General features: G+C 67.4%; 21 protein-coding genes. 14 read left to right on the forward strand and 7 right to left on the reverse strand.

Going from position 1 to position 25,203, the window contains the following annotated elements; genetic code table 11:
* The first annotated feature begins 196 nt into the window (after positions 1–196).
* The 8 genes from HWX62_RS00235 to HWX62_RS00270 all read left to right on the forward strand — a co-directional run bounded on the left by HWX62_RS00235 (position 197) and on the right by HWX62_RS00270 (position 9,442).
* On the forward strand, positions 197–1,609 hold the full coding sequence (locus tag HWX62_RS00235; protein WP_175931266.1) for a PLP-dependent aminotransferase family protein: 1,413 nt from the start codon (positions 197–199) through the stop codon (positions 1,607–1,609).
* A gap of 107 nt (positions 1,610–1,716) precedes the next feature.
* A complete protein-coding gene (gene eutB, locus HWX62_RS00240; protein ID WP_175931267.1) occupies positions 1,717–2,688 on the forward strand; it encodes a hydroxyectoine utilization dehydratase EutB in 972 nt (323 codons plus the stop codon).
* A gap of 1 nt (position 2,689) precedes the next feature.
* Positions 2,690–3,694 (forward strand): cyclodeaminase, encoded by a 1,005-nt coding sequence (locus HWX62_RS00245; RefSeq protein ID WP_175931268.1) that lies wholly within the window; start codon positions 2,690–2,692, stop codon positions 3,692–3,694.
* A gap of 10 nt (positions 3,695–3,704) precedes the next feature.
* On the forward strand, positions 3,705–4,913 hold the full coding sequence (gene doeA / locus HWX62_RS00250; RefSeq protein WP_175931269.1) for an ectoine hydrolase DoeA: 1,209 nt from the start codon (positions 3,705–3,707) through the stop codon (positions 4,911–4,913).
* Positions 4,914–4,917: 4 nt separating this feature from the next.
* On the forward strand, positions 4,918–5,943 hold the full coding sequence (doeB, locus tag HWX62_RS00255; protein ID WP_175931270.1) for a N(2)-acetyl-L-2,4-diaminobutanoate deacetylase DoeB: 1,026 nt from the start codon (positions 4,918–4,920) through the stop codon (positions 5,941–5,943).
* A 13-nt stretch (positions 5,944–5,956) separates the two neighbouring features.
* Positions 5,957–6,427, forward strand: coding sequence for an Lrp/AsnC family transcriptional regulator (locus HWX62_RS00260; RefSeq protein ID WP_175931271.1), 471 nt, complete (start codon positions 5,957–5,959; stop codon positions 6,425–6,427).
* 121 nt (positions 6,428–6,548) lie between these two features.
* Complete coding sequence (locus tag HWX62_RS00265; protein ID WP_175931272.1) at positions 6,549–8,027, forward strand: NAD-dependent succinate-semialdehyde dehydrogenase; 1,479 nt, start codon at positions 6,549–6,551, stop codon at positions 8,025–8,027.
* Positions 8,028–8,047: 20 nt separating this feature from the next.
* Positions 8,048–9,442, forward strand: coding sequence for an aspartate aminotransferase family protein (locus HWX62_RS00270; protein ID WP_175931273.1), 1,395 nt, complete (start codon positions 8,048–8,050; stop codon positions 9,440–9,442).
* A 252-nt stretch (positions 9,443–9,694) separates the two neighbouring features.
* Here the strand turns inward: HWX62_RS00270 and HWX62_RS00275 are convergent, their stop codons facing one another.
* The gene (locus HWX62_RS00275) at positions 9,695–9,967 is read right to left on the reverse strand and encodes a hypothetical protein (RefSeq protein WP_244135905.1); all 273 of its coding nucleotides are present in this window, start codon (positions 9,965–9,967) and stop codon (positions 9,695–9,697) included.
* Between the two features lie 252 nt (positions 9,968–10,219).
* Entirely contained in the window at positions 10,220–11,119 is a 900-nt protein-coding gene (locus HWX62_RS00280; protein WP_175931274.1) for a LysR substrate-binding domain-containing protein, read from the reverse strand.
* A gap of 217 nt (positions 11,120–11,336) precedes the next feature.
* Between HWX62_RS00280 and HWX62_RS00285 the strand changes: the two genes are divergently transcribed.
* On the forward strand, positions 11,337–11,798 hold the full coding sequence (locus tag HWX62_RS00285; RefSeq protein WP_034175317.1) for a Rid family hydrolase: 462 nt from the start codon (positions 11,337–11,339) through the stop codon (positions 11,796–11,798).
* A gap of 361 nt (positions 11,799–12,159) precedes the next feature.
* On the opposite strand, the gene HWX62_RS00290 is transcribed toward HWX62_RS00285, so the two are convergent.
* The gene (locus tag HWX62_RS00290) at positions 12,160–13,545 is read right to left on the reverse strand and encodes an MFS transporter (protein WP_175931275.1); all 1,386 of its coding nucleotides are present in this window, start codon (positions 13,543–13,545) and stop codon (positions 12,160–12,162) included.
* Between the two features lie 226 nt (positions 13,546–13,771).
* Here HWX62_RS00290 and HWX62_RS00295 point away from each other — a divergent pair, with 226 nt between their 5' ends.
* On the forward strand, positions 13,772–14,059 hold the full coding sequence (locus HWX62_RS00295; RefSeq protein ID WP_175931276.1) for a DUF1330 domain-containing protein: 288 nt from the start codon (positions 13,772–13,774) through the stop codon (positions 14,057–14,059).
* A 19-nt stretch (positions 14,060–14,078) separates the two neighbouring features.
* On the opposite strand, the gene dhaL is transcribed toward HWX62_RS00295, so the two are convergent.
* Both dhaL and HWX62_RS00305 read right to left on the reverse strand, forming a co-directional pair.
* A complete protein-coding gene (gene dhaL / locus HWX62_RS00300) occupies positions 14,079–15,779 on the reverse strand; it encodes a dihydroxyacetone kinase subunit DhaL (RefSeq protein WP_175931277.1) in 1,701 nt (566 codons plus the stop codon).
* Positions 15,780–16,039: 260 nt separating this feature from the next.
* On the reverse strand, positions 16,040–17,167 hold the full coding sequence (locus HWX62_RS00305; protein WP_175931278.1) for a sigma 54-interacting transcriptional regulator: 1,128 nt from the start codon (positions 17,165–17,167) through the stop codon (positions 16,040–16,042).
* A gap of 472 nt (positions 17,168–17,639) precedes the next feature.
* Between HWX62_RS00305 and msuE the strand changes: the two genes are divergently transcribed.
* Positions 17,640–18,200 (forward strand): FMN reductase, encoded by a 561-nt coding sequence (msuE, locus tag HWX62_RS00310; RefSeq protein ID WP_175931279.1) that lies wholly within the window; start codon positions 17,640–17,642, stop codon positions 18,198–18,200.
* A 37-nt stretch (positions 18,201–18,237) separates the two neighbouring features.
* Positions 18,238–19,341, forward strand: coding sequence for a dimethylsulfone monooxygenase SfnG (gene sfnG, locus HWX62_RS00315; RefSeq protein ID WP_175931280.1), 1,104 nt, complete (start codon positions 18,238–18,240; stop codon positions 19,339–19,341).
* Positions 19,342–19,390: 49 nt separating this feature from the next.
* On the opposite strand, the gene HWX62_RS00320 is transcribed toward sfnG, so the two are convergent.
* A complete protein-coding gene (locus HWX62_RS00320; RefSeq protein WP_175931281.1) occupies positions 19,391–20,038 on the reverse strand; it encodes a LysE family translocator in 648 nt (215 codons plus the stop codon).
* 111 nt (positions 20,039–20,149) lie between these two features.
* On the opposite strand from HWX62_RS00320, the gene HWX62_RS00325 reads away from it, so the two are divergent.
* The gene (locus HWX62_RS00325; protein ID WP_175931282.1) at positions 20,150–20,998 is read left to right on the forward strand and encodes a LysR substrate-binding domain-containing protein; all 849 of its coding nucleotides are present in this window, start codon (positions 20,150–20,152) and stop codon (positions 20,996–20,998) included.
* 20 nt (positions 20,999–21,018) lie between these two features.
* On the opposite strand, the gene HWX62_RS00330 is transcribed toward HWX62_RS00325, so the two are convergent.
* The gene (locus HWX62_RS00330) at positions 21,019–21,909 is read right to left on the reverse strand and encodes a LysR substrate-binding domain-containing protein (protein ID WP_175931283.1); all 891 of its coding nucleotides are present in this window, start codon (positions 21,907–21,909) and stop codon (positions 21,019–21,021) included.
* A 152-nt stretch (positions 21,910–22,061) separates the two neighbouring features.
* Here HWX62_RS00330 and HWX62_RS00335 point away from each other — a divergent pair, with 152 nt between their 5' ends.
* Complete coding sequence (locus tag HWX62_RS00335) at positions 22,062–25,109, forward strand: FAD-binding and (Fe-S)-binding domain-containing protein (RefSeq protein WP_175931284.1); 3,048 nt, start codon at positions 22,062–22,064, stop codon at positions 25,107–25,109.
* The last annotated feature ends 94 nt before the right edge of the window (positions 25,110–25,203 follow it).

A 25,203-nucleotide genomic window follows, 5' to 3' on the forward strand; every position in this document is an offset into this window, starting at 1 on the left:
CGCCGTGCACGGACAGGCGCCCAACGGCATCCATCCGAACCATCAAGGTGCCGCGGCGCGTATCCGGACCGGGCACGCCGATTGCATCGCCCGATTCGACCCGCAACGTCCTGCTTTCGCGCGCGATTGCACTAGGACAATATTTTCGGGGTGTCTTTCTGAGCGACCATGCGGAAGGCATGACGGAGAGATCGAGATGGGACGGACCGAGGTATCGGCAGGCTGGCGCGACGCGATCGGCGCCGTGCACGGCATCGAGTCGAAATACAAGCGGCTCGTGAAGGCGATCGCCAGCGACATCGAAAACGGCGCGCTCGCGCCGGGCGCACGGCTCGCGCCGCAGCGCGACGTCGCGTCGAGCCTCGGCGTCAGCGTGCAGACCGTCACCAATGCGTACAAGGAGCTGGAGCGCCAGGGGCTGATCCGCTGCGAGGTCGGGCGCGGCAGCTTCGTGGCCGCGCGCGTGACCGAATCGATGTCGAACTACATCCTCGATACGACCGAGCGCGAACTGGTCGACTTCTCGATCGCCCGCATCGTGCACACGCCGGAGCACGACGCCGCGTGGCGCGGCGTGTGCGCGGCGCTGGCGGGCACCGACGATCAGCCGTGGATCCGCTCGTTCCGGCCGATCGCCGGCCTCGATGCACACCGCGACGCGGGCGCCGCATGGCTCGCGTCGCTGAACATGCCGGTGCACCGCGAATCGCTGCTGGTCACGAACGGCGCGGCGCACGGGATCTTTCTCGCGCTCGCGTCGATCGTCGGGCCGGGCGATACCGTGTTGTGCGAGAGCCTGACCGATCACGGCGTGATCGGCTCCGCGAACGTGCTCGGGTTTACGCTGAAGGGGCTCGAAATGGACGAGCACGGCATTCGCCCCGAACATTTCGAGGAGATGTGCGACGGCGAGCGGATCAGCGCGCTCGTCTGCACGCCGACCCTCAATAACCCGACCGTGTCGCTGATGACCGAGTCGCGGCGGCGCTCGATCGCGCGCATCGCGACGCGCTACGGCGTGTACGTGATCGAGGACGACGTGTACGGCCCGCTGCCCGAGAAGACGGGCACGCCGATCGCCAGCCTGATCCCGGAGCTCGGCTTCTACTGCACGAGCATGACGAAATCCGTGCTGACGGGGTTGCGCACCGGCTATCTCGCGATGCCGCGGCGGCTCGCGTTGCGCGTCGAGAGCGTGCTGCGCGTGAGCAGCTGGATGGCGACGTCGCCGATCGCGGAGATCGCGACGCGCTGGATCGCCGACGGCACCGCGCGGCGGCTCGTCGAACTGCAGCGCGAGCGGCTCGCCGTGCGCCAGGAAATGGTGAGGGCCGCGCTGGGGCCGTACGTGCTCGGTGCACATCCGAACGCGCTCTCCGCATGGCTGCGCGTGCCCGACTACTGGCAGGCCGACCGGATCGTGCGCGAATTGCGCACGCGCAAGATCGCGGTGACGTCGCCCGATCCGTTTCTCGTCGGCGGCACGGAGCGGCCGAACGCGGTGCGCGTATGCATCGGCGCGGAGACTTCCGACGCCGCGTGCCACGCGGCGCTCGAGACGATCGCGGGCGTGTTCGAACAGTATCCGCACCTGAACGATTTCCACTGAGCTGGCGGCGCGGCCGCGACCTCGCGCGCAATGTATCAGGACATTCGAAAGCGCGATTTGGGACATTAGACTGGATCGCATCACATTCGTCGCGAGGCGCGCGTTCCATGTCCTTCCTGTCGTTGTCCGACGTCTACCGCGCGCGCCGCCGTCTCGCCGGGCGCGCCGACGGTACGCCGCTCGTCGCATCGGCCGCGCTGTCCGCGCGCGTTGGCGCGCCCGTCTACCTGAAACTCGAGACGCTGCAGCCGACCGGCAGCTTCAAGCTGCGCGGCGCGACCAATGCACTCGCTGAACTTGCCGCGCAGCGCGTGACGCGCGTGGTCACCGCGTCGACCGGCAATCACGGCCGCGCGGTCGCGCACGCGGCACGCGCGGTCGGCATCGACGCGGCCGTCTGCATGTCGTCGCTCGTGCCGGCCAACAAGGTCGACGCGGTCGCGGCGCTCGGCGCGCGCGTGGTGATCGTGGGCGACAGCCAAGACGACGCACAGGCCGAAGCGCGGCGCCTGGTGCGCGACGAAGGTTACGCATACGTGCCGCCGTTCGACGATCCGCGCATCATCGCGGGCCAGGCGACGATCGGCGTCGAGATTCTCGAAGCGCTGCCCGATACGGCGACGCTCGTCGTGCCGCTGTCGGGCGGCGGCCTGTTCAGCGGCGTCGCGTTTGCCGCGAAGGCGATCCGGCCGTCGATCGAGGCGATCGGCGTATCGATGGCGCGCGGCGCCGCGATGCATGCGAGCCTCGCGGCCGGCCGCCCGGTCGACGTCGCCGAGCAGCCGACGCTGGCCGATTCGCTCGGCGGCGGCATCGGCCTCGGCAACCGCTACACGTTCGAGATGACGCGCGCGCTGGCCGACGACGTCGTGCTGCTCGACGAACCGTCGATCGCGCGCGGCATCGCGCATGCGTATCGGGAAGAGCGGCTCGTCGTCGAAGGCGCCGGCGCGGTCGGCCTTGCCGCGTTGCTGGACGAGCGGATCGTGCGTCGCGATCGCAGCGGCCCGATCGTGGTCGTCGTGAGCGGCGCGAACATCGACATGGCCGCGCATCGCCGGCTCGTTTCGGAGAACTGACATGGCGCATGCCGTCACATTGCTCGGCCACGCGCAACTGCGTGCGCTGGTGCCGCTCGATCACGCCGCGATCGACCAGGTCGAGGCCGCGTTCGCGTCGCTCGCGACCGACGCCGTCGTGATGCCGCCGATCCTGAATCTCGCGCTGCCGCAACGCCACGCCGAAGTGGACGTGAAGACAGCGTACCTGCCGCGCTTCGACAGCTTCGCGATCAAGGTGAGCCCCGGCTTCTTCGACAACCCGTCGCTCGGGCTGCCGAGCCTGAACGGGCTGATGCTCGTGCTGTCCACGCATACCGGCCTGACCGAGGCCGTGCTGCTCGACAACGGCTACCTGACGGCCGTGCGCACCGCGGCGGCCGGCGCCGTGGCCGCACGCCGGCTCGCGCGCGCCGATGCGCACCGCGCGGCGATCGTCGGCGCGGGCGAGCAGGCACGGCTGCAGCTCGCCGCGCTGACGCTCGTGCGCGACATCACCCATGTGACGGTGTGGGCGCGCGATACCGCAAAGGCCGCGCGATTCGCGGCCGACGTGCGCGCCGCGCACGGCATCGATGCGACGGTCGCGCGCTCGGTGCACGCGGCGCTCGCCGACGCGGATATCGCGGTGACGACGACGCCGAGCCGCGAGCCGCTCGTACACGCGGAAGACTTGCACCCGGGGCTGCACGTGACCGCGATGGGTTCGGACGCCGATTACAAGACCGAACTCGCGCCGTCGGTGTTCGGCGCGGCACGCTATTTCTGCGACCGGCTTCAGCAGACCCGCGTGGCCGGCGAACTCGCGCATGCAATTGCGGCCGGCGCCGTGACAGCCGATGCGGTGTTTCCCGAACTCGGCGAAGTGATCGCCGGCCGGCGCGAGGGCCGCACGCACCGCGACGACATCACGATCTGCGACCTGACCGGTACCGGCGCGCAGGACACCGCGATCGCCGTGCTCGCGCTGCAACGCGCCCGCGCGGCCGAAGTCGGCACGATTTTTCACAACGACCTCACGACTTGAGAGGAGACAGATGGCCGCAGTCATCGAAACCAACGAAGCCGCGCCGCGTCTCGCGTTCGACCGCAGCGAATACGCCGCGCGGATCGCGAAGACGCGCGCGGCGATGGAGCGGGCCGGCATCGACCTGCTGATCGTCACCGACCCGACCAACATGGGCTGGCTGACCGGCTATGACGGCTGGTCGTTCTACGTGCACCAGTGCGTGCTGCTCGCGCTGGACGGCGAACCCGTGTGGTTCGGCCGCGGTCAGGATGCGAACGGCGCGAAGCGCACCGCGTTCATCGCGCACGAGAACATCGTCGGCTATCCCGATCATTACGTGCAATCGACCGAATGCCACCCGATGGACTACCTGTCGACCGAGGTGATCGCGGCGCGCGGCTGGAGCACGCTGCGCATCGGCGTCGAGCTCGACAACTACTACTTCAGCGCGGCGGCGTACGCGTCGCTGCGCAAGCATCTGCCGGCCGCGCGCTGGGTCGATGCGACCGCGCTCGTCAACTGGCAGCGCGCGGTGAAGTCGCCGCGCGAGATCGAGTACATGCGCGTGGCCGCACGCATCGTCGAGCGCATGCATGCGCATATCGTCGAGACGATCGAGCCGGGCATGAAGAAAAGCGACCTGGTCGCGCAGATCTATGCGACCGGCATCGGCGGCGCGCACGGCATCGGCGGCGACTATCCGGCGATCGTGCCGCTGCTGCCGACCGGCGCGGATGCCGCGGCGCCGCACCTGACCTGGGACGACTCGACGTTCTCGCGCGGCGCCGGCACCTTCTTCGAGATCGCCGGCTGCTACCGCCGCTATCACTGCCCGCTGTCGCGCACCGTCTATCTCGGCAAGCCGCCCGCGCACTTCATCGAAGGCGAACGCGCGGTGGTCGAGGGGATCGAGGCCGGGCTCGCGGCCGCGAAGCCGGGCAACGTGTGCGAGGACATCGCGAACGCGTTCTTCGCGGTGCTGCGCCGCGCGGGCATCGAGAAGGACAGCCGCTGCGGCTACCCGATCGGCGCGAGCTATCCGCCCGACTGGGGCGAGCGCACGATGAGCCTGCGCCCGGGCGACCGCACGGTGCTCGAACCCGGCATGACGTTCCATTTCATGCCCGGGCTGTGGCTCGACGACTGGGGGCTGGAGATCACGGAAAGCATCCTGATCACCGAGACCGGCGTCGAGACGTTCTGCAACGTGCCGCGCAAGCTGTTCGTGAAGGAGTAGGGCGATGCGTGCTTCCCCGATTACGCCGACCGTCGATTTCGACGCGGACGGCGAACAGCACGGCTTCCTGAAGCTGCCTTACTCGCGCGACGATTCCGCGTGGGGCGCGATCATGATTCCGGTGACCGTCGTGAAGCGCGGCGACGGGCCGACGGTGTTGCTGACCGGCGGCAATCACGGCGACGAATACGAAGGGCCGGTCGCGCTGTCGAAGCTCGCCGGTTCGCTGAAGGCGGCCGACGTGACCGGCCGCGTGATCGTCGTGCCGTTCATGAACTACCCGGCGTTTCGCGCCGGGTGCCGCACGTCGCCGATCGACGCAGGCAACCTGAATCGCAGCTTCCCGGGCCGGCCGGACGGCACGGTGACCGAGAAGATCGCCGATTACTTCCAGCGCCACCTGCTGCCGCTCGCGACGCACGTGCTCGACATCCATGCGGGCGGCCGCACGCTCGACTTCGTGCCGTTCGCGGCGATTCACGTGCTGGCGGATCGCGACCAGGAAGCGCGCTGCGCGCGCGCGATGCGCGCGTTCGGCGCGCCGTACTCGATGCGCATGCTGGAACTCGACAGCGTCGGCCTCTACGACAGCGCGGCCGAGGAAGCCGGCAAGGTGTTCGTGTCGACCGAGCTGGGCGGCGGCGGCACGTCCACGGCGGCGAGCGTCGCGATCGCCGAGCGCGGCGTGTACGGGTTTCTGGCGCATGCGGGCGTGATCGCCAGGGACGTCATCGACGGCAACGCGCCGCGCACGACGACGCTGCTCGACATGCCGGACGGCTCGTGCTTCACGACGAGCGAGTATCGTGGGCTCCTCGAGATGTGCCGCGATCTGGGCACCGAGGTCGAGGCCGGCGACGTGCTCGCACGCGTGCACGACATCGACCGCACGGGCGTCACGCCGGTCGAGTACGTCGCGCGGCGGCGCGGGCTGCTCGCGGCGCGGCATTTTCCGGGCATCGTGCAGAGCGGCGACACGATCGCGGTGGTGGCCGACATCGTCGAGCGCAACATTCCGGTGGCCGTATGAGGGCGCGCGCGACGTGATCAAGCTCGACCGATACGACCTCGCGATCCTGCGCCTGCTCGAGCGCGACGGGCGCATCACGAAGTCGAAGCTCGCGGAAGCCGTGAACCTGTCGATTTCGCCGGCGTGGGAGCGTGTGCGCAAGCTCGAGGAAAGCGGCGTGATCCGCGGCTATCGCGCGGACGTCGACTGGATCGGCGCGTTCTCCGCGAGCCGCATCGTCGTCGAGGTGACGCTGTCGCGGCACACCGCGCCCGACATGCGGCGCTTCGAGGATCGCGTGGCTGCCGCGCCCGAGGTCGCGCAGTGCTACGCGACGGGCGGCGGCGTCGACTACGTGCTGCACGTGGTCGCGCGCGACATCGACCATTACCAGCGCTTCATCGACGCGTTGCTGATGGAAGACCTCGGTATCGAGCGCTACTTCACGTACATCGTGACGAAGGTCGTGAAGTGCGCGTCCGGCGGCGCGCCGGACTGGCTGTAGAAGTTCGCGCCGGCGCGCGGCAATACGGAAAAAGCCCGCATTTTCGGCCGTGCAAACCGAAATTTCCGCATGCGCCGGCGCGACACAATGAAGTCCGTGCCCACCCACGAGGAGACGCAGCATGCTGCCCGGACATCCCGTTCTGTTCAAGTCGACCTGCTACGTCGACGGTCGCTGGATCCACAGCGACAGTGCCGCGACGGTCGCCGTCGTGAATCCCGCCGACCAGGCCGTGATCGGCCACGTGCCGATGCTCGAACGCGCGCAGATCGTCGCGGCCGTCGACGCCGCGCAGCGCGCGTACGCAACCTGGCGCTGGACGCCGCAGGCCGTGCGCAGTGCCGCGCTGCTGCGCTGGCATGCGCTGATCCTGCGTCATCTCGACGATCTCGCCGCGCTGCTGTCGCTCGAGCAGGGCAAGCCGCTCGCCGAAGCGCGCGGCGAAATCCGCTATGCGGCGAGCTTCGTCGAATGGTTCGCGAACGAGGCGAAGCGCGTCGCGGGCCGCACGATTCCGACCCACATCGACGGCGCGCATCTCGGCACCGTGATGGAACCGGTCGGCGTCGCAGCGCTGATCACGCCGTGGAATTTCCCGGCCGCGATGATCACGCGCAAGGCTGCGGCCGCGATCGCGGTCGGCTGCGCCGTGGTCGTGAAGCCCGCGCACGAGACGCCGTTCTCGGCGCTCGCGCTCGCGCAGCTCGCCGACGAGGCCGGCTTTCCGGCCGGCGTGTTCAACGTGGTGCTCGGCGAGCCGCAGATGGCGATGGAAACGCTGGTCGGCGATGCGCGCGTGCGTGCGGTGAGCTTTACCGGGTCGACGCGCGTCGGCCGGCTCGTGACCGAAACCGCCGCGAAGGCCGGCATCCGCAAGATTGCGCTCGAACTGGGCGGCAATGCGCCGTTCATCGTGACCGAGGATGCGGATCTCGACCAGGCGGTGCGGATTGCCGTCGGCGCGAAGTTCCAGACCTCGGGCCAGGACTGCTGCGCGGCGAACCGGATCCTCGTCGCGCGCCCGCTGTACGACGCGTTCGTCGAACGGTATGCGAACGCGGTGCGTGCGCTGAAGACGGGGCCCGCGTTCGAGCAGGGCGTCGACGTCGGCCCGCTGATGCACCAGGCCGCGTTCGACGCGACCGTGGCGCGCGTCGAGGATGCGCGGGCACGCGGCGCGCGCATCGTCGCGGGCGGCCGGCCGCATGCGCTCGGCGGCTGGTTCTACGAACCGACCGTGATCGCGGATGCCGCACCCGGCATGCGCGTGGTCGACGAGGAGAACTTTGCGCCGATCTCGGCCGTCGGCGCGTTCGACACGCTCGACGAAGCGGTCGAACAGGCGAACGACACCGAGCACGGCCTTGCCGCCTACGTGTGCGCGACGCGCATCGACACGATCTTCCAGCTCGTGCGGCGGCTCGACTTCGCGATGGTGTCGGTCAATGGCGTGAAATTCACCGGCGCGCCGATCCCGTTCGGCGGGATGAAGGCGTCGGGCCTCGGGCGCGAAGGCGGCGCCGAAGGCTTCGAGCCGTTCACCGAAACCAAGTACTTCTGCCTCGGCAACCTCGGCCTGCCTGTTGCGGCGACGGCCTGACCCATTCAAAGGAGCACATCATGCAAAAATCGATCGACGCACTGCTGCGCGAGGACCGCGCCCACTTCATGCATCCGTCGACGCACGCGTACGACCACGAGACCGGCGCGCTGCCGGGCAAGATCGTGCGCGGCGGCGAAGGCATCCGCATCGAGGATCACCAGGGCAAGCGCTATATCGACGCGTTTGCCGGCCTCTACTGCGTGAACATCGGCTACGGCCGCACCGAAGTGGCCGACGCGATGTACGAGCAGGCGAAGCAGCTCGCGTACTACCACACGTATGTCGGCCACGCATCGGACGCGATCATCGAGCTGTCGTCGCGCATCATCGACTGGGCGCCGGCCGGGATGAAGAAGGTCTACTACGGAATGTCGGGTTCCGACGCGAACGAGACGCAGGTGAAGATCGTCTGGTACTACAACAACGTGCTCGGCCGCCCGAACAAGAAGAAGATCGTCTCGCGCGAGCGCGGCTATCACGGCTCGGGCATCGTGACGGGCAGCCTCACGGGCCTGCCGAGCTTCCACCAGCATTTCGATCTGCCGATCGACCGCGTGAAGCATACGGTGTGTCCGCACTGGTATCGCAAGGCGCCGGCCGGCATGAACGAAGCGCAGTTCGTCGCGTACTGCGTCGACGAACTCGAGAAGCTGATCGCGCGCGAGGGCGCGGACACGATCGCCGCGTTCATCGCGGAGCCGGTGATGGGCACGGGCGGCATCATCGAGCCGCCGGCCGGCTACTGGCCTGCGATCCAGGCCGTGCTGCGCAAGCACGACATCCTGCTGATCTCCGATGAAGTCGTGTGCGGGTTCGGGCGTCTCGGCTCGAAGATGGGCGCGCAGCACTTCGGGATCGAGCCCGACCTGATTACCGTCGCGAAGGGGCTGACGAGCGCGTATGCGCCGCTGTCGGGCGTGATCGTCGGCGAGAAGGTGTGGGACGTGATCGCGCGCGGCTCGCAGGAGCACGGGCCGATGGGGCACGGCTGGACGTATTCGGGCCATCCGGTGTGCGCGGCCGCGGCGCTCGCGAATCTCGCGATCGTCGAGCGCGAGGATCTGGTCGGCAACGCGGCGGAAGTGGGCGCGTATTTCGGCGCGAAGCTGCGCGACGCGTTCGGCGCGCATCCGCTCGTCGGCGAGGTGCGCAGCGTGGGCATGCTGGCCGCGCTCGAGTTCATGGCCGACAAGGACGCGCGCACGCCGTTCGATCCGGCGCTGAAGATCGGCGCGCAGGTGTCGGCGGCCGCGTTGCAGCGCGGCGTGATCGCGCGGGCGATGCCGCATGGCGACATTCTCGGTTTCGCGCCGCCGCTCGTGATGACGCGTGCGGAAGCCGACGAGATCGTCGGGATCGTGAAGGACGCGGTGGACGAGGTCGCGGAGCGGAATATTTCGGTTGTCGCGTGAGTTTTAAGCGGTCCTGAGGCGCGCTTCGGTGCGTGAGGTGACGCCGTCGCATGCAAGTGCGGCGGCGCATTTTTTTGAGTTGTTCGCGAGTTTGGGTGACCGCCTGGCTATCAACGAGCAAAAGAAGCGAGTCGGTGGATGTGTTTCTTCACTACTGGCTTCCGCAGGTCATCCAGATCGCATCTCTCTGCATCGTCATCCGTGAATGCCATTGCCGGATATCTTCTCTTTGTGCGAACGCTTCGATGTTCCTTAGTGCTGAAGCGAGTCGAACAACTTGTTGAACGGATCAACCTGTGCCATCAGACCGTCGTTGAGGCCGTCGATGGCATGTTGAAGATCGCTTTCCAGCGATTCGATCGACGGATAGCTGTACGGGTCGTCGGACTGCTTCCAACTGACATGCTGTCGGAGAATGGCATCGTATGTGTCGCTCTTGAACATGACGATGTCGCCGATCACTCTGCGCGTGTACGCGTGGTGCGCGCCAGGCGTGACATAGCCTGTCCCGACGCGAATGTACAAAACCGCATCGCTCCCTTGATAAGGCGAGCCGCTTGCCTGCCAGAGGCGGTGCTCGTCCGGTTTGAGCGTGGGGACTGCTTCTGGGCGCGGGTAGCGCCGTTGGCCGCTACCGACCCGAACCGGCCACTTGGTTTTCCCGATAGCGGCCAGTCAACACGGCGCAGGCGCTCTGAGAATCAGAGTAAGTGCCCCCGTGTGGCTACATGTCCACGGTGTGAGAATTCCACCAAGCAGGATTGAGTTGACCACGGATCACGTTTTCTGACCATGTTGCACATTCGTGGACACATCCTTGAGCATATCTGCGAAAGTCATCGCGACGCGAGTCCGTCCTGTCCCCTTCGGCCATAGCAAGCCAAGCTTTCGGGACAATTCCGGATGCGTGATAGGTATCAGGTTGATGCATTCGAAGTTTGCTCCGGCACGCTCAGGAACGATGGTTGCAAGCTTGCCTTCCGCAGCAATCGCAAGAAGCGACACCGTGGTATCCATTTCTACGACTACCCGCGGTTGTACTTTGGCAGCCTTGAACGCATCTTCAATTAGGATGCGCGTCGAAAACTTTGGCGCGAGGAGCGCAAGGGGAATCGAATCGAGCGTTTTCCATTGAATCCGGTGCTTTTGTGCGAATGGGTGGTCCCGACCGACGGCCAAGACGAGCCGCTCCGTGAAAAGATACTCGGATTCAACGTCGTTCCGTGAAGCCGGATGGAATGCAATACCGAGATCGAGTGTACCTAGTGCCAGCTTTTCCTCAAGCTCCGCCGCAAGAAGATCCTGGACCACGATCCGAACCTTCGGATACCGTTGATTGAAGGACGAGACTGCCCCAGGCAGAAATGAAAGCGGAAATACCGGGATAGCGCCCAAAGTAAAGGTACCTGCGTCGAGCTCGTTGAGTTCCTGCATGGCGCGCTTGGCTCGCATCGTTTCGTTGCACGTGCGCGCCGCATAGTCGTGAAAAACCCGGCCTGCTTGCGTAAGCCGAATAGTTCGCCCAACTCTGTCGAACAACACGATGTCCAGTTCCTCTTCGAGCTGACGAAGGGCGTGCGACAGCGTGGATTGCGCAACGCACATCTTTTCAGCTGCCCGTGAAAGGTTGTTGAACTCAACAATAGCCAGGAAATAACGAAGGTGGCGAAGTTCCATATGTCTCTCGCTGGACCATTGATCTGCGTAACACTATCGATCGATAGTATCGAACGATTTTATCGAATTAATTCATTTTCCCGATCACCACGACCTAAGTACCATCACGAGTCGACACTCATCGATATCCCGATTGATCGATGAGCGAGCTCGTCACGCGTGGTTGGTGCACGCGACTGACGGCATCATGTCAATCGGCATCACATTGGAGTACCTAATGAGCAACGCCATTGTGCGACACCGTACCCCCGCGCACCTCGAAGCATCGTGGGCACGAGAATTTTCGGAAGCAATTGAGGTCCCCGCGAACGCTAAAACTATCACGTTGAGTGGGGTAGGCGCGCTGCCGACGAATCTCGACGCCGATCCGCACACGGTAAGCTATTTCGGCGATTTGAAAACGCAAACCAAAAGCGTGTTGGATCAGATTCAGCGAATCCTCGAAGGTAAAGGGTATACGTTAGGTGACGTGATTACCGTGCAGGCTCTCTTCGTTGCCGAGCCCGAAAAAAATGGTGTGCCAGACTACGGCAGTTTTTCAAACGTCTACGCCGAGTATTTCGGCTCGGCAGCACAACCTCATCTGCCCACCCGAACTCGTGCACAGGTAGTGGGGCTTGTCGAACCAGGGTGGTTGGTCGAAGTGACCGTGACAGCGTCGAAGGTCGTGAAGGTCTGATCGCACCACTATCGAACTGACTTTTTTCATCGATTCTGATTCATTGCCGACAATCCAGGCGCAGCAGTCAGTCGAAGGGCGGTTCATGGCCGGACACCGCCATTCGGTCCATGTTTCCGACTCTAGGTTGCGAAGGATCCACTTCCGCGCCCCATGCTCATTCTTCGACACGCGCCGCCAACTGGCGTATAGGCCCGCGCTTCATCGCAGGATAGGGGCTTGTCCGGCGGCGATGCCAGTGCGCGTGCGACGATCGCGCACACCCATTGCCCGCAATGCACATCGCCCGCCGTCCGTTGCCGGACGGCGGGCGATGCAATGGATGCCGTTTATGGGAAGCCGGGCGTTGCCGGCGTGCGGGTCAACCCGGCTGACCGGGAAGCGTCTCCCCGCGCAACGAACACCCCCGCGTCTCGATCACCGCCAGCAGCGCGATCAGCCCGACCGCGCACGCAGCCATCATGTAATACGCGGGAATCAGCGCGTTGCCGGTCTTGCCGATCAGCCAGTCGTTGACGATCGGCGCGGTACCGCCGAACAGCGACGTCGACACGTTGTACGCGATCGCCATGCCCGCATAGCGGACGTGAGTCGGGAACATCGCCGGAAACATCGCGGAAATGGTGGCGAGCTGCGGCACGTAGAGCACGCCGAGCACCGCGAAGCCGATGAACGCGCCGAGCGGGCCGTGCGTCATCAGCGTGAACATCGGCACGGCCGCGACGAACAGCCCGACGAGCGAGATCCACCACATCGTCTTGCGGCCCACGCGATCCGACAGCCAGCCGGCGAACGGCAGCAGCACCATCATCGCGAGCATGCCGATCAGCGGAATCAGCAACGACATGTTCTCGCTGACGCCGAGCTCCTTGTGCATGTAGGTCGGCATGTATGCAAGCAGCACGTAGTTGACGACGTTCAGCGCGACGACGAGCCCGCCGAGCAGCAGCAGCGGCTTCGCATAGCGAACCAGCAACTGACCGATCGGCAGCGCGGTGGGCGCGGCTTGTTCGCGACGGTGCGCCTGTTCCTCCAGCTCGCGGAACACCGGTGTTTCCTCGAGGCGCGAGCGCAGGTAGAAGCCGATCAGGCCGAGCGGTGCCGCGACCAGGAACGGCAGACGCCAGCCCCACGCATGCATCGCCGAATCGCCGAGCAGCAGCGCGAAGCCGAGCATCAGGAACGCGCCGAGCGAGAAGCCGGCGAGCGTCGCGAATTCGAGGAAGCTGCCGCACAGGCCGCGCCGCGCATCGGGCGCGTATTCGGCGATGAAGGTGGCGGCGCCGCCGTATTCGCCGCCGGTCGAGAAGCCCTGCACCATGCGCAGCACGATCAGCGCGGCCGGCGCGAGCCAGCCGGCCGTCGCATAGCTCGGCAGCACGCCGACGAGCAGCGTCGCGCCCGACATCGTCAGGACCGTCAGCGCGAGCACGCGCTTGCGGCCGAGCCGGTCGCCGAGCGGCCCCCAGAACAGGCCGCCGAGCGGGCGGATCAGGAATGAAATCGCGAACGTGCCGAGGGCGAACAGCGTCGCGCTGGCGGTGTTGCCGGGAAACAGCGCGGCGGAAATATACGCGAGGCCGTACGCGTAAATGCCGTAATCGAACCATTCGGTCGCATTGCCGAGGGCGGCGGCCGCGATCGCGACCCGCGGCAGGCTGTGCGGCTCGTCGCCGCGTAGGGTGGTCGCGTCGTCGGGAATCGACGACGCGGCGGAAACGGAAGTCCACGATGGCACGTATCGCATGAGGGATCCTCGCTATCAGCATGCGCCCGGGCGGGCGCCGACGAGGATCAAAGTAATCCCGCCAATTAGCGCTGCCCGATGTCATAGGACGATGTGGAGATCGGGGTTTTCCCGCGCCGCGGCGCCGGCCGGCAAACGGCGGTAAGCTGCGCGCTGCCATGCGCGATTCATCGGACCGTGCAGCGCGTGGCGTCCCTTTTTTCACCCTTCACCAGGAGCGCATATCGTGGCGACTTACATCGTCTTTACACGAGAAAGCACGCAGGACCAGCATGAGCTCGACCTCTACGCGAGCCAGGTCGGTGCGACCCTCGCCGGCCATCCGGTGAAGGTGCTCGCCGCCTACGGGCCGCAGGAAATCCTCGAGGGCGAAGGCCCGGAAGGCGTCGTGATCGTCGAGTTCCCGTCGAAGGAGGCCGCGCACGCGTGGTATCGCGGCCCCGAATACCAGGCGGTCGTCCAGCACCGGTTCAAGGGCGCGCGCTATCGCGCGGTGCTGGTCGAGGGCGTCTGAGCGCGGCCGCGCCCGGCCGTTACCGCACGTGCGGCAGCAACGCCCGCAACCAGTACGACACGGCCACCGCGCCGCCGTCCGGCGTGCCGATCGCGCGCTCGCCGAGATAGCTGGCGCGTCCCGCGCGCGGCGTCATGCGCGCCGTTTCCTGCGCGCCTCGCTCGGCCGCTTCGACGGCCGCCGCCCAGGCACTCGCGGGATCGCGATCGCCGTCGAGCGCGCGGCTGAATGCGTCGACGGCCGGCACCAGCGCATCGAGCATCGTCCGGTCGCCGGCGTGCGCGCCGCCGAGTTCGCTGATCGCATCCACCGCCGCGCGGAACGCCGCGGCCCAGTCGCGCGGCGACGGCTCGGTGCTATCGGCGAGCCGGCGCGACGCGCGCAGCAGCGCGGTCGCGTAGAACGGCCCGGAGCTGCCGGCGATCGCGCGGCGCAACGCGGCGCCGAGCGCCGCGAGCGCACCGGACGGCGTGCCGTACGCGGTGTCGGGTAGTTCGAGAATCGCCTGCGCGGCGCGCCGCATGCTCGCGCCGAGATCGCCGTCGCCGGCTGCCGCGTCGAGATCCGTCAGCGTCTGTTCGTGGTCGATCAGCGTGTGCGCCACCGCGTGCAGCGCCGGTTGCAGGCGCGCGGCCCATGCGCGGCCGGCCGCATCGAGCGGCGGCAGCGGCGCATCTTGCGACGCGGCCGAGGCCACGCGAATCCGCGTGTTCACGACGCCGCCGCCCGGCCACGCACGCGCCTGCGTCGGCGCGTCGAGCAGCGCCGCGCGCTCGTCGTTCAGCCGCAGCACCGAGATCGAGCAGCCCGGCATGTTCAGCGCGGACAGGAACGTGCCGGCCCACGCGCGCGCGACGACGATGCCGCGCCGGCTCAGGTTGTCGAACGCGGCGCGCAGCACGATCGCGAGTTCCATGTCAGGCGTCGCGCCGAGGCCGTTGACGAACAGCGCGACGCGTTCGTCGCGGTCGAGCACGAGATCGGCGACGATGCTCGACAGCAGCGTGTCGGCCAGCGCGTCGGCCGGCAGCGGCGCGCGCCGCTCGACGCCTTTCTCGCCGTGGATGCCGAGGCCCAGCTCGATCTCGTGATCGGCGAGGCTGAAGCCCGATTGGTCGGCGCCCGGGATCGTGCAGCCGTCGAGCGCAACGCCCATCGTGCCGAGTTCGGCCGCCGCGTCGCGCGCGATCGCCGCGACGCGGGCCAGCGGCAGCCCGCGCGCGGCGGCCGCGCCCGCGAGCTTGTGGATCAGCACGGTGCCGGCGATCCCGCGCCGCTGGGCGCGCTCGACGCGGCCGCGCAGCGACACGTCGTCGGCGACGATGACGGTCTCGACCGGAATGCCTTCGGCGCGCGCCAGCTCGGCGGCGAGCCCGAAATTGAGCCGGTCGCCGGTGTAGTTCTTCACGATCAGCAGCGCGCCGTTCGGGCCGGCGCTCGCGCGGATCGCGGCGAGCACGGCGTCGGTCGACGGCGACGTGAACACTTCGCCGCACACGGCCGCGCTCAGCATCCCTTCGCCGACATAGCCGCCGTGCGCGGGCTCGTGGCCGCTGCCGCCGCCGGACAGGACCGCGACCGGCCGTTGCGACGGCTCGGGTAGCGGCTGGCGGACGAGCACGTGCTCGTCGCCGAGGATCGCGAGATGCGGCGATTGCCGCGCGATGCCTTCGAGCATTTCTCGCACGACGTCGGACGGGCGGTTCACAAGCTTTTTCATGGCGACGGGTTCCGGACGGGTGAACAGGGCTCGGCCAGGCGCGCACGGGCGCCGGACGGCTTTCGTGTTGCGGAGGATCGTGCGTGAGCCGTTGCCTGTCGCAGCCGATCGCATGACCGACGACCGGGTGCGGGGCGGGCAACGAAGCGGACGCTTCGCGCCACGATACATCAGGTTCGGACGTTGCGGCACGGATCGCGGCGCGATGGCATCATCGCGCCATCGCGCCGGGGCGGAGCGGCCGCGCGCGCCGGATGCCGCTATTTCAGCGCGGCGATCGCCTTCGCGCGAATCAGCCTGGCACGCAGCACGTTGCGGCTGATGCCGAGCAACTGCGCGGCCCGGATCTGGTTGCGATGGCTGAATTCGAACGCGACGCGCATCACGGTGTCCTCGATGTGTTCGAACAGGTTGCCGTGCCCGTCGTCGAACAGGTCGCGCAGCGCGTGCTCGAGCGCCGCCTGTGCGTCGGCGGGCGAATCGGCTGCGGGCGCAGCCACGGTCGGCAGACACGGCGGCGCGATGTGCAGGTCGGTATCCAGCAGCGTGTCGTGACGGCTCACGAGCAGCGCGTGATGAATCACGTTCTCCAGTTCGCGGATATTGCCGGGCCAGTCGTGTGCCTGCAGCCGTCGCTCGGCGCGCGGATCGATGCGCTGCGCCCCGCCGCCGAGCCGGTCGCGATAGATGTCGAAGAAGTGCCGCGCGAGCGGCAGGATGTCGCCCGGGCGCTCGCGCAACGGCGGCACTGCGAGCTGCACGACGTTGAGCCGGTAGAACAGGTCGCCGCGAAACCGCCCGGCCGCGACCGCCTGCTGCAAGTCGACGTTGGTCGCCGCGACCACCCGCACGTCGACCGGAATCCCCGTGCGCGAGCCGAGCCGCACGACCTCGCGCTCCTGCAGCACGCGCAGCAGCTTGACCTGCATCGCGAACGGCAGGTCGCCGATTTCGTCGAGAAACAGCGTGCCGCCGTGCGCGGCTTCGAACCAGCCGGGTTTCGCGTTGAACGCGCCGGTAAACGCACCTTTCTCGTGGCCGAACAGTTCGCTGTCGACGAGCGTTTCGGAGAATGCGCCGCAGTTCACCGCGACGAACGGCCCGTCGCGACGGGCGCCGAGCGCGTGCACGTGGCGCGCGATCAGTTCCTTGCCGGTGCCCGTCTCGCCGACGATCAGCACGTTCGCGTCGCTCGGCGCGACGCGGCGAACCTGTTCGAGCAGCGCGAGCGAGCGCGGATCGGCGAACACCTGCGCCTGCGCGCGGGCCTGCCCGTAACGGTCGGGCAGCGTGAGCACGGGCGCCGCGGCCCGAACCCCGGCCGGGTCGCCGGACGCGGTAACGACACGAAGATTGAGCGGGCGCGGCGAGGCGGAAATGGAAGTCATGGCGATGAACCGTTGGATGGCCGGGCGAAGCGGGCCGGGGCGGGCGGCGCGGTCCGGCTGCTGCGTAGTCAGCAGAGTGTTGAACGTTTCGCCGCGCGCGAAAAGCATCGATTTCTGATAACTAATGCGCGATTGCTGCGGAACCCGCAACGGTGCGGAAGCGCGGCGGTGGCGTGATGTTTTACCGCCGTATTCGGCGTTATTGCGCGTGATGCGCTGCTGCCTGATCAGCAGCGCATCAGCAGACCCGCTGCACCGGATTCATCGCGTGACGGAATATCGATGTGACGCGCGCGCCGGAACGCTTGCCACGGCCGCGCATTTGGCCGAACGCTTTTTCTGGCGGGCGACGTCGAAACATTTCGGAATACGGATGACATTTGCGTCACGCATCCGCACCGATGGCACGCTCCTTGCTGATCCGAACCGGTATCGCCGCATTGCACGCGGCTTCATCACGGGAACGCATTGCATGAGCCACACCCTCAACGTCGTCGCGATATCGGGCAGCCTGCAGCGGCCGTCGCGCACGCTGGCGCTGACCGACGCGATCGTCACGGCGCTCGGCGCCGCGCTGCCGATCGAGACGCGACTGATCGAACTCGGCGAGATCGGCAGCCGGCTGGCCGGCGCACTGACGCGCGCGCAGGTGCCGCCCGATCTCGATGCGCTGATCCACGCGATCGAGACGGCCGATGCGCTCGTCGTCGCGAGCCCGGTGTATCGCGCGTCGTACACGGGCCTCTTCAAGCACCTGTTCGACCTCGTGCGCCACGACGCACTGGTCGACGTGCCCGTGCTGCTCGCGGCCACCGGCGGCAGCGAGCGGCATGCGCTCGTGATCGACCATCAGCTGCGCCCGCTGTTCAGCTTCTTCCAGGCGCGCACGCTGCCGATCGGCGTGTACGCGTCCGAGGGCGATTTCGACCAGTACCAGATCGCCAGCCCGGCGTTGCGCGAGCGCATCGCGCTCGCCGTGGCGCGCGCGGTGCCGCAACTGCGCGCGCATGCGCTTTCCGCCGCGGCCGCGTAAGCCGCTTTTCGTTTCTCCCTTCGACCAGGACACCTTCATGAGCCTTCCCGACCCTTCCGCCGATGGCGTCAAATTCGCGTACTGGGTGCCGAACGTCAGCGGCGGCCTCGTCGTCAGCACGATCGAGCAGCGCACCGACTGGAGCCTCGAATACAACCAGAAACTTGCGCGCACGGCCGAGGCGGCCGGCTTCGACTACGCGCTGAGCCAGATCCGCTTCACGGCCGGCTACGGCGCCGAATACCAGCACGAGTCGGTGTCGTTCAGCCAGGCGCTGCTGCATGCGACGACGAAGCTCAAGGTACTCGCCGCGATCCTGCCGGGGCCGTGGCATCCGGCCGTGGTCGCGAAGCAGCTCGCGACGATCGATCACATCTCGAACGGGCGCATCGCGATCAACGTCGTGAGCGGCTGGTTCAAGGGCGAATTCACCGCGATCGGCGAGCCGTGGCTCGAGCACGACGAACGCTATCGGCGTTCGAAGGAATTCATCCAGGCGCTCAAGGGCATCTGGACGCAGGACAACTTCACGTTCAAGGGCGACTTCTACCGCTTCAACGACTACACGCTGAGCCCGAAGCCGGTACAGAAGCCGCATCCGGAAATCTTCCAGGGCGGCAGCTCGCGCGCGGCACGCGACAACGCGGCGAGCGTGTCGGACTGGTACTTCACGAACGGCAACACGCCGGAGAACCTGAAGGCGCAGATCGACGACATCCGCGCGAAGGCGGCCGCGAACGACCATCGCGTGCGCATCGGCGTCAATGCGTTCGTGATCGCGCGCGACACCGAGGAGGAAGCGAAGGCCGTGCTCGACGACATCATCCGGCATGCGCACGTCGAGGCCGTGCACGCGTTCGGCGATGCGGTGAAGCAGGCCGGCAAGGCGTCGCCCGAAGGCGAGGGTAACTGGGCGAAATCGACGTTCGAGGATCTCGTGCAGTACAACGACGGCTTTCGCACGAACCTGATCGGCACGCCGCAGCAGATCGCCGAGCGCATCGTCGCGCTGAAGGCGATCGGCGTCGATCTCGTGCTGGCCGGATTCCTGCACTTCATCGAGGAAGTCGAGTACTTCGGCAAGCGCGTGCTGCCGCTCGTGCGTGAACTCGAGGCCCAGCGGCAGGCCGTTGCCGCGTGATGCCGGCTCGCGGCCCGCGAACGGGCGGGCCCGCGCGGCGGCGCGACGCTTACGCGATGCCCGCCGTCTTCGATGCGTCGATCATCATCTGCACGCCAAGGCCGCCGAGAATGACGCCCATCGCCCAGCGCTGCGCGAGCAAAAGCGCCGGGCGGCCTTGCAGGAATTTCGCGAGGTTGCTCGAACAGATCGCCACCAGCCCGTTGGCCGACACGAACGCCGCGATCAGCAGCGAGCCGAGAAACAGCGACTGGCCGAACACGCTGCCTTGCCCGTAGTCGATGAATTGCGGCAGCAACGACACGAACAGCATCGCAAGCTTCGGGTTCAGCACGCTGGTCGTCGCGCCCATCGCGAGCAGCCGCAGCGGCTGCTCGTTCGGCAGCGTCTTCACCTCGAACGGCGAGCGGCCGCCGGGCCGCACCGCCTGCCATGCGAGATAGAGCAGATACGCGGCGCCCACCACGCCGAGCACGCTGCCTGCATACGGCACGCTCATGAACAGCGTCGTGATGCCGAACGCCGCGGCGAACATGTAGAACAGATAGCCGATCATCACGCCGGCGAGCGAAACGAGCCCGGCCGCCCGCCCTTGCGCGATCGAGCGCGACATCACGTAGACCATGTTCGGCCCCGGCGTGACCGCGAGCATGCCGCCGACGACGAGAAACCCGTAGAGCGATCCGGACGTATGCATGTTTTCCGCTTCCTGCATCGAGTGAGTGCTGACGGAATTCATTGTCCGGCGATGGAGGTGAACAGTAAAACGGGATAAACTGAATCGATTGATCAGTTTTTCTGAATCGCCATGAAGAAGCTCGACCTCGACGTGCTCGCGATGGTGGTGGCCGTCGCCGAAACCGGCTCGTTCGCGCAGGGCGCGCAGGCCGTGCACCGGTCGCCGTCGGCGGTGAGCATGCAGATCAGGACGCTGGAAGACGCGCTCGGCAAGCCGCTGTTCATCCGCGATACGCGCAACGTGACGCCGACCGACGACGGCAGGGTGCTGGCCGACTACGGCCGCCGGATGCTCGCGATGCGCGACGAGGCGTGGGCGTCGGTCGTGCGCCCGGAGATCCGCGGCCGCGTGACGATCGGCGTGCCCGACGATTACATCTCGTCGCTGCTGCCTCAGGTGCTCGGCAAGTTCGCCGCGATGCATCCGCGCGTCGAAGTGCGCGTGATCGGCCAGCCGAGCAGCGCGCTCGTGCCGATGCTGAAGGACAACACGGTCGACCTCGCGTGCCTGACCCGCGTCAAGGGCGTGTCAGGCGAACTGATCCGGCTCGAGCCGGTCGTCTGGACCGGATCGCCGAAACGCAACGTGTGGGAAGAGCGGCCGCTGCCGGTCGCGCTGTTCGCGCACGGCAGCATGGCGCGCGATCATGCGATCAAGGCGCTGAACCGGCAAAAGATTCCGTTCCGGATGTCGTATGAAAGCCCGAGTTTCCTCGGGCTGCTCAGCATGGTCGAGGCCGGCCTCGCGATCGCGCCGCTCGCGCGCTGCTGCGTGCCGGAACACCTGCTGCAGCTGTCGGAGAGCCACGGGCTGCCGTCGCTCGGCGAACTCGAGGTCGTGCTCGCGCGCAGCGCGCAGTCCGCGCGCCCGCCGTGCGACTACCTCGCCGAGCAGATTCTCGGCGAATGGTGTGCCTGACGCACGCTACGGGCGGCGCGTCAGCACGATTTCAGCAGCCATTCGCGGAACGCCGCCAGCGACGGCAACGTGTCGTTTTCCGGCGGATACACGAGGTAGTAGCTGCGCTGGCTGGTGATCGCGTCGCCGATCGTCACGAGCTCGCGACGGCTCAGCTCGTCTTCCACCAGCACCTTCGGCACGAGGCCGATCCCCATCCCGGCCCGCACGGCCTGGATCAGGTGCGACGTCAGCTCGAAGCTCGGGCCGATGCGCATCTGGCGATGATCGAGCCCGAAATGCGCAAACCATTCGGCCCAGGCCTGCTGATTGCTCGTCACGCCCAGCAGCGTCTGCCCGGCAGCCCATGCCGGCGCGCGCGATTCGGTCTTGCGCCGGCCGGCCGCATCGGGGCTCGCGATCGCGATCAGGAACTCGTTGTACAGCCGGTGCGCGTGCAGGCCGGGCCAGTCGCCCGTGCCGACGGTGATCGCCGCGTCGAGATCGTCGGTGTGGAAATCGATGCCGCCGATCCGCGAATGCAGATGCACGGTCACGCCCGGGTGCGCGGCGTAGAAGCCGTGCAGGTGCGGCAGCAGCCATTTCGACCCGAAGGTCGGCAACGTCGCGAGCCGCAGCGTGCCGGCGCCGGCCTGGTGCGACATCGCCTGCAGCGTCGCGCCGCGAATCCGCCCGAGCGCGCCGCTCAGCTCGACGAAGTAGCGCCGCCCGACGTCGGTCAGCTTCACCGAGCGGCCTTCGCGCCGGAACAGCGGCACGCCGAGCTGATCCTCGAGCGTCTGCACCTGCCGGCTGATCGCGCTCTGGCTCAGCGACAGCTCCTCCGCCGCGCGCGTATAGCTTTCATGCCGGGCGGCGGCCTCGAATACGAGCAGCAGCGACATCGACGGCGTCAGGTGACGGTAATTCATGAGTTTTATGCAAGTTTTGCCGGAACAGAATTCGTTTGTTTATCGCGCAGATTAGCAAGATACTGGATTTCCGGGCTGCGTGGAATCTTGCTCAAAACTCATGATTTTGACCGAGAGGCACACCGGCTTCCCCCACCTTGCGCTTCCAACCCATGTCGATCGCTCCGTTGCCCCGTCCCGCCAGCCCGTCCGCGAACGTCTACCGCGATTTTCTCGCCGCGCTGCGGGCGGCCGGTTTCGCCGGCGAAATTCACGCGGACCATGCGAACCGGACCGTGCAGGCCACCGACAACTCGATCTACCAGCGCCTGCCGCAGGCGGTGATCTGCCCCGCGCATGCGGACGACGTCCAGCTGCTCGCCCGCCTGCTGGCCGAACCTGCGCACCGCGACGTCGCGGTCGCCGCGCGCGGCGGCGGCACCGGCACCAACGGGCAGTCGCTGACCGACGGCGTGGTGGTGGACCTGTCGCGCAACATGAACCGGATCCTCGAAATCGACGCGCAAGCGCGCTGGGTGCGCGTGCAGGCCGGCGTCGTCAAGGATCAACTCAATGCCGCGCTGAAAGCGCATGGGCTCTTTTTCGCGCCGGAGCTGTCGACGTCGAACCGAGCGACCGTCGGCGGGATGATCAACACCGACGCGAGCGGGCAGGGTAGCTGCACGTACGGCAAGACGCGCGACCACGTGCTCGAACTCGATTTCGTGCTGATGGGCGGCGAACGGCTGCGCAGCGACGCGCTCGACGATGAGGAACTGGAGCGCCGCTGTGCGCGGCAGGACCGCGTCGGCAAGGTGTATCGCACCGCGCGGCGCATCAGCGACGAGCAGGCCGCGCTGATCGACGCGAAGTTTCCGAAGCTCAACCGCTGCCTGACCGGCTACGACCTCGCGCACCTGCGCGAACCGGACGGCCGCTTCAACCTGAACAGCGTGCTGTGCGGCGCGGAAGGCTCGCTCGGTTTCGTCGTCGAGGCGAAGCTGAACGTGCTGCCGATCCCGAAGTTCTCGGTGCTGGTCAACGTGCGTTACGCGGGCTTCATGGATGCGCTGCGCGACGCGCGCGCGCTGCTCGAACACCGGCCGCTGTCGATCGAGACGGTCGACTCGAAGGTGCTGATGCTCGCGATGAAGGATTTCGTGTGGAGCAGCGTGGCCGAGTATTTTCCGCAGGACGACGCGCGGCCCACGCTCGGCATCAACCTGATCGAATTCAGCGGCGACGACGAACGCGACGTCGATGCACGCGTGCGCGCGTTCGTCGAGCATTTGCGCACCGATACGAGCGTGGAGCGCCTCGGCCATACGCTGGCGGCCGGCGACGATGCGGTCAAGCGCGTGTATGCGATGCGCAAGCGCGCGGTCGGCCTGCTCGGCAACGTGCAGGGCGAGGCGCGTCCGCAGCCGTTCGTCGAGGATACCGCGGTGCCGCCCGAGAACCTCGCCGCGTACATCGCCGAGTTCCGCGCGCTGCTCGACGGCCACGGGCTGCAGTACGGGATGTTCGGCCACGTCGATGCCGGCGTGCTGCACGTGCGCCCGGCGCTCGACATGAAGGACCCGAGGCAGGCGGCGCTGGTGCGGCCCGTGTCGGACGCGGTGGCCGAACTCACGCAGCGTCATGGTGGCCTGTTATGGGGCGAGCACGGCAAGGGCGTGCGCTCCGAATATGCGCCGGCGTTCTTCGGCGAGCTGTATCCGTCGCTGCAGCAGTTGAAGGCCGCGTTCGATCCGCACAACCAGTTCAACCCGGGCAAGATCGCGACGCCGCCGGACACCACGCTGCGGCTGCTGAAGATCGACGAGGTGCCGACGCGCGGCGACCACGACCGCCAGATCGACGAACGCGTGTGGCAGCACTACGGCACCGCGATGCACTGCAACGGCAACGGCGCGTGCTACAACTTCGATCCGGACGACGCGATGTGCCCGTCGTGGAAGGCGACGCGAGAACGCGTGCAGTCGCCGAAGGGGCGCGCGTCGCTGATGCGCGAATGGTTGCGCCTGCAAGGGCAGGCCGGCGTCGATGTCGTCGCGGCGGCAAGCACGCGGCGGCCGTTCCTGCGCGGTCTCGCCGCGCGCTGGCGCAACAGCCGCAACGCGCGTCAGCGCGATGCGGATTTCTCGCACGAGGTGTACGACGCGATGGCCGGGTGCCTCGCATGCAAGTCGTGCGCGGGCCAGTGCCCGGTCAAAGTGAACGTGCCCGAGTTCCGCTCGCGCTTTCTCGAGCTGTATCACCAGCGTTACCTGCGGCCGCTGCGCGACTACCTGATCGGCTCGCTCGAATTCACGATGCCGTGGATGGCGCGCGTGCCCGCGCTGTACAACGGGCTGATAGGGGCCGGCTGGGTGCGCATGCAGCTCGAGCGCCGGGTCGGCATGGTCGACAGCCCGCTGCTGAGCCGCTTCGATCTCGCGGCCGTGATCCGCGCATGGCGCGTGAAGCCGGCCGACCCGCATGCGCTCGCCGCGCTGAGCGATGCGCAGCGCGCGCGCAGCGTCGTCATCGTTCAGGACACGTTCACGCGCTATTTCGATACCGAGCAGCTGGCGACGCTGATCGAGCTGGCGGCGCGGCTGGGCTTTCAGGTGTGGCTTGCGCCGCTCGCGCCGAACGGCAAGGCACTGCACGTGCAAGGGTTCCTGCGCGCGTTCGGGCAGACGGCGATCCGCAACGCGACGCAACTGGCCGCGCTGGCGCGCTCGGGCGTCGCGCTGGTCGGCCTCGATCCGGCGATGACGCTCACGTATCGGCAGGAATACCTGAAGGTGACCGGGCTTGCCGACGTGCCGAAGGTCGCGCTGCCGCAGGAGTGGTTGCTGGATGTGTTGCCCGAAGCCGGCACGGGCGGGGCGGCGGCCTCATATCGGTTGCTGCCGCACTGCACCGAGAAGACCAATGCGCCGGACAGCGGCAAGCAGTGGGTGCAGGTGTTCGCGCGTCGCGGGCTGCGCCTGCAGGTGCAGGCGACCGGGTGCTGCGGGATGTCGGGCACGTACGGGCACGAGGCGCGCAATCTCGCGACGTCGAAGACGATCTATGCGCAATCGTGGGCCGCGCACGTCGAAGGGCCGGAGCAGGAAGGCGAGGCGCTCGCGACCGGGTATTCGTGTCGCAGCCAGGTGAAGCGCCTGTCGTCGAAGCAGGTGCGCCATCCGTTGCAGGCGCTGCTCGATCATGTGCGGGCGGCGGGGTGATGCGGGGGCGGTGCGGGTCGCGCGGCCCGTAGCGAGGCGTCGATCGCGTGTCGAGCGGCCATCCCCGTGCCGCCGTCGACCTCCGCCGGCGCGG

Origin of the sequence: Burkholderia sp. BCC0506 (genome assembly GCF_902833145.1) — a bacterium.
Taxonomy (GTDB): domain Bacteria; phylum Pseudomonadota; class Gammaproteobacteria; order Burkholderiales; family Burkholderiaceae; genus Burkholderia.

Excerpts from the sequence above, each read along its gene's own strand:
- HWX62_RS00235 (WP_175931266.1), top strand. The coding sequence starts at position 197 with ATGGGACGGACCGAGGTATCGGCAGGCTGGCGCGACGCGATCGGCGCC.
- eutB (WP_175931267.1), top strand. The coding sequence starts at position 1,717 with ATGTCCTTCCTGTCGTTGTCCGACGTCTACCGCGCGCGCCGCCGTCTC.
- HWX62_RS00245 (WP_175931268.1), top strand. The coding sequence starts at position 2,690 with ATGGCGCATGCCGTCACATTGCTCGGCCACGCGCAACTGCGTGCGCTG.
- doeA (WP_175931269.1), top strand. The coding sequence starts at position 3,705 with ATGGCCGCAGTCATCGAAACCAACGAAGCCGCGCCGCGTCTCGCGTTC.
- doeB (WP_175931270.1), top strand. The coding sequence starts at position 4,918 with ATGCGTGCTTCCCCGATTACGCCGACCGTCGATTTCGACGCGGACGGC.
- HWX62_RS00265 (WP_175931272.1), top strand. The coding sequence starts at position 6,549 with ATGCTGCCCGGACATCCCGTTCTGTTCAAGTCGACCTGCTACGTCGAC.
- HWX62_RS00270 (WP_175931273.1), top strand. The coding sequence starts at position 8,048 with ATGCAAAAATCGATCGACGCACTGCTGCGCGAGGACCGCGCCCACTTC.
- HWX62_RS00280 (WP_175931274.1), bottom strand. The coding sequence starts at position 11,119 with ATGGAACTTCGCCACCTTCGTTATTTCCTGGCTATTGTTGAGTTCAAC.
- HWX62_RS00285 (WP_034175317.1), top strand. The coding sequence starts at position 11,337 with ATGAGCAACGCCATTGTGCGACACCGTACCCCCGCGCACCTCGAAGCA.
- HWX62_RS00290 (WP_175931275.1), bottom strand. The coding sequence starts at position 13,545 with ATGCGATACGTGCCATCGTGGACTTCCGTTTCCGCCGCGTCGTCGATT.
- dhaL (WP_175931277.1), bottom strand. The coding sequence starts at position 15,779 with ATGAAAAAGCTTGTGAACCGCCCGTCCGACGTCGTGCGAGAAATGCTC.
- HWX62_RS00305 (WP_175931278.1), bottom strand. The coding sequence starts at position 17,167 with ATGACTTCCATTTCCGCCTCGCCGCGCCCGCTCAATCTTCGTGTCGTT.
- msuE (WP_175931279.1), top strand. The coding sequence starts at position 17,640 with ATGAGCCACACCCTCAACGTCGTCGCGATATCGGGCAGCCTGCAGCGG.
- sfnG (WP_175931280.1), top strand. The coding sequence starts at position 18,238 with ATGAGCCTTCCCGACCCTTCCGCCGATGGCGTCAAATTCGCGTACTGG.
- HWX62_RS00320 (WP_175931281.1), bottom strand. The coding sequence starts at position 20,038 with ATGCATACGTCCGGATCGCTCTACGGGTTTCTCGTCGTCGGCGGCATG.
- HWX62_RS00325 (WP_175931282.1), top strand. The coding sequence starts at position 20,150 with ATGAAGAAGCTCGACCTCGACGTGCTCGCGATGGTGGTGGCCGTCGCC.
- HWX62_RS00330 (WP_175931283.1), bottom strand. The coding sequence starts at position 21,909 with ATGAATTACCGTCACCTGACGCCGTCGATGTCGCTGCTGCTCGTATTC.
- HWX62_RS00335 (WP_175931284.1), top strand. The coding sequence starts at position 22,062 with ATGTCGATCGCTCCGTTGCCCCGTCCCGCCAGCCCGTCCGCGAACGTC.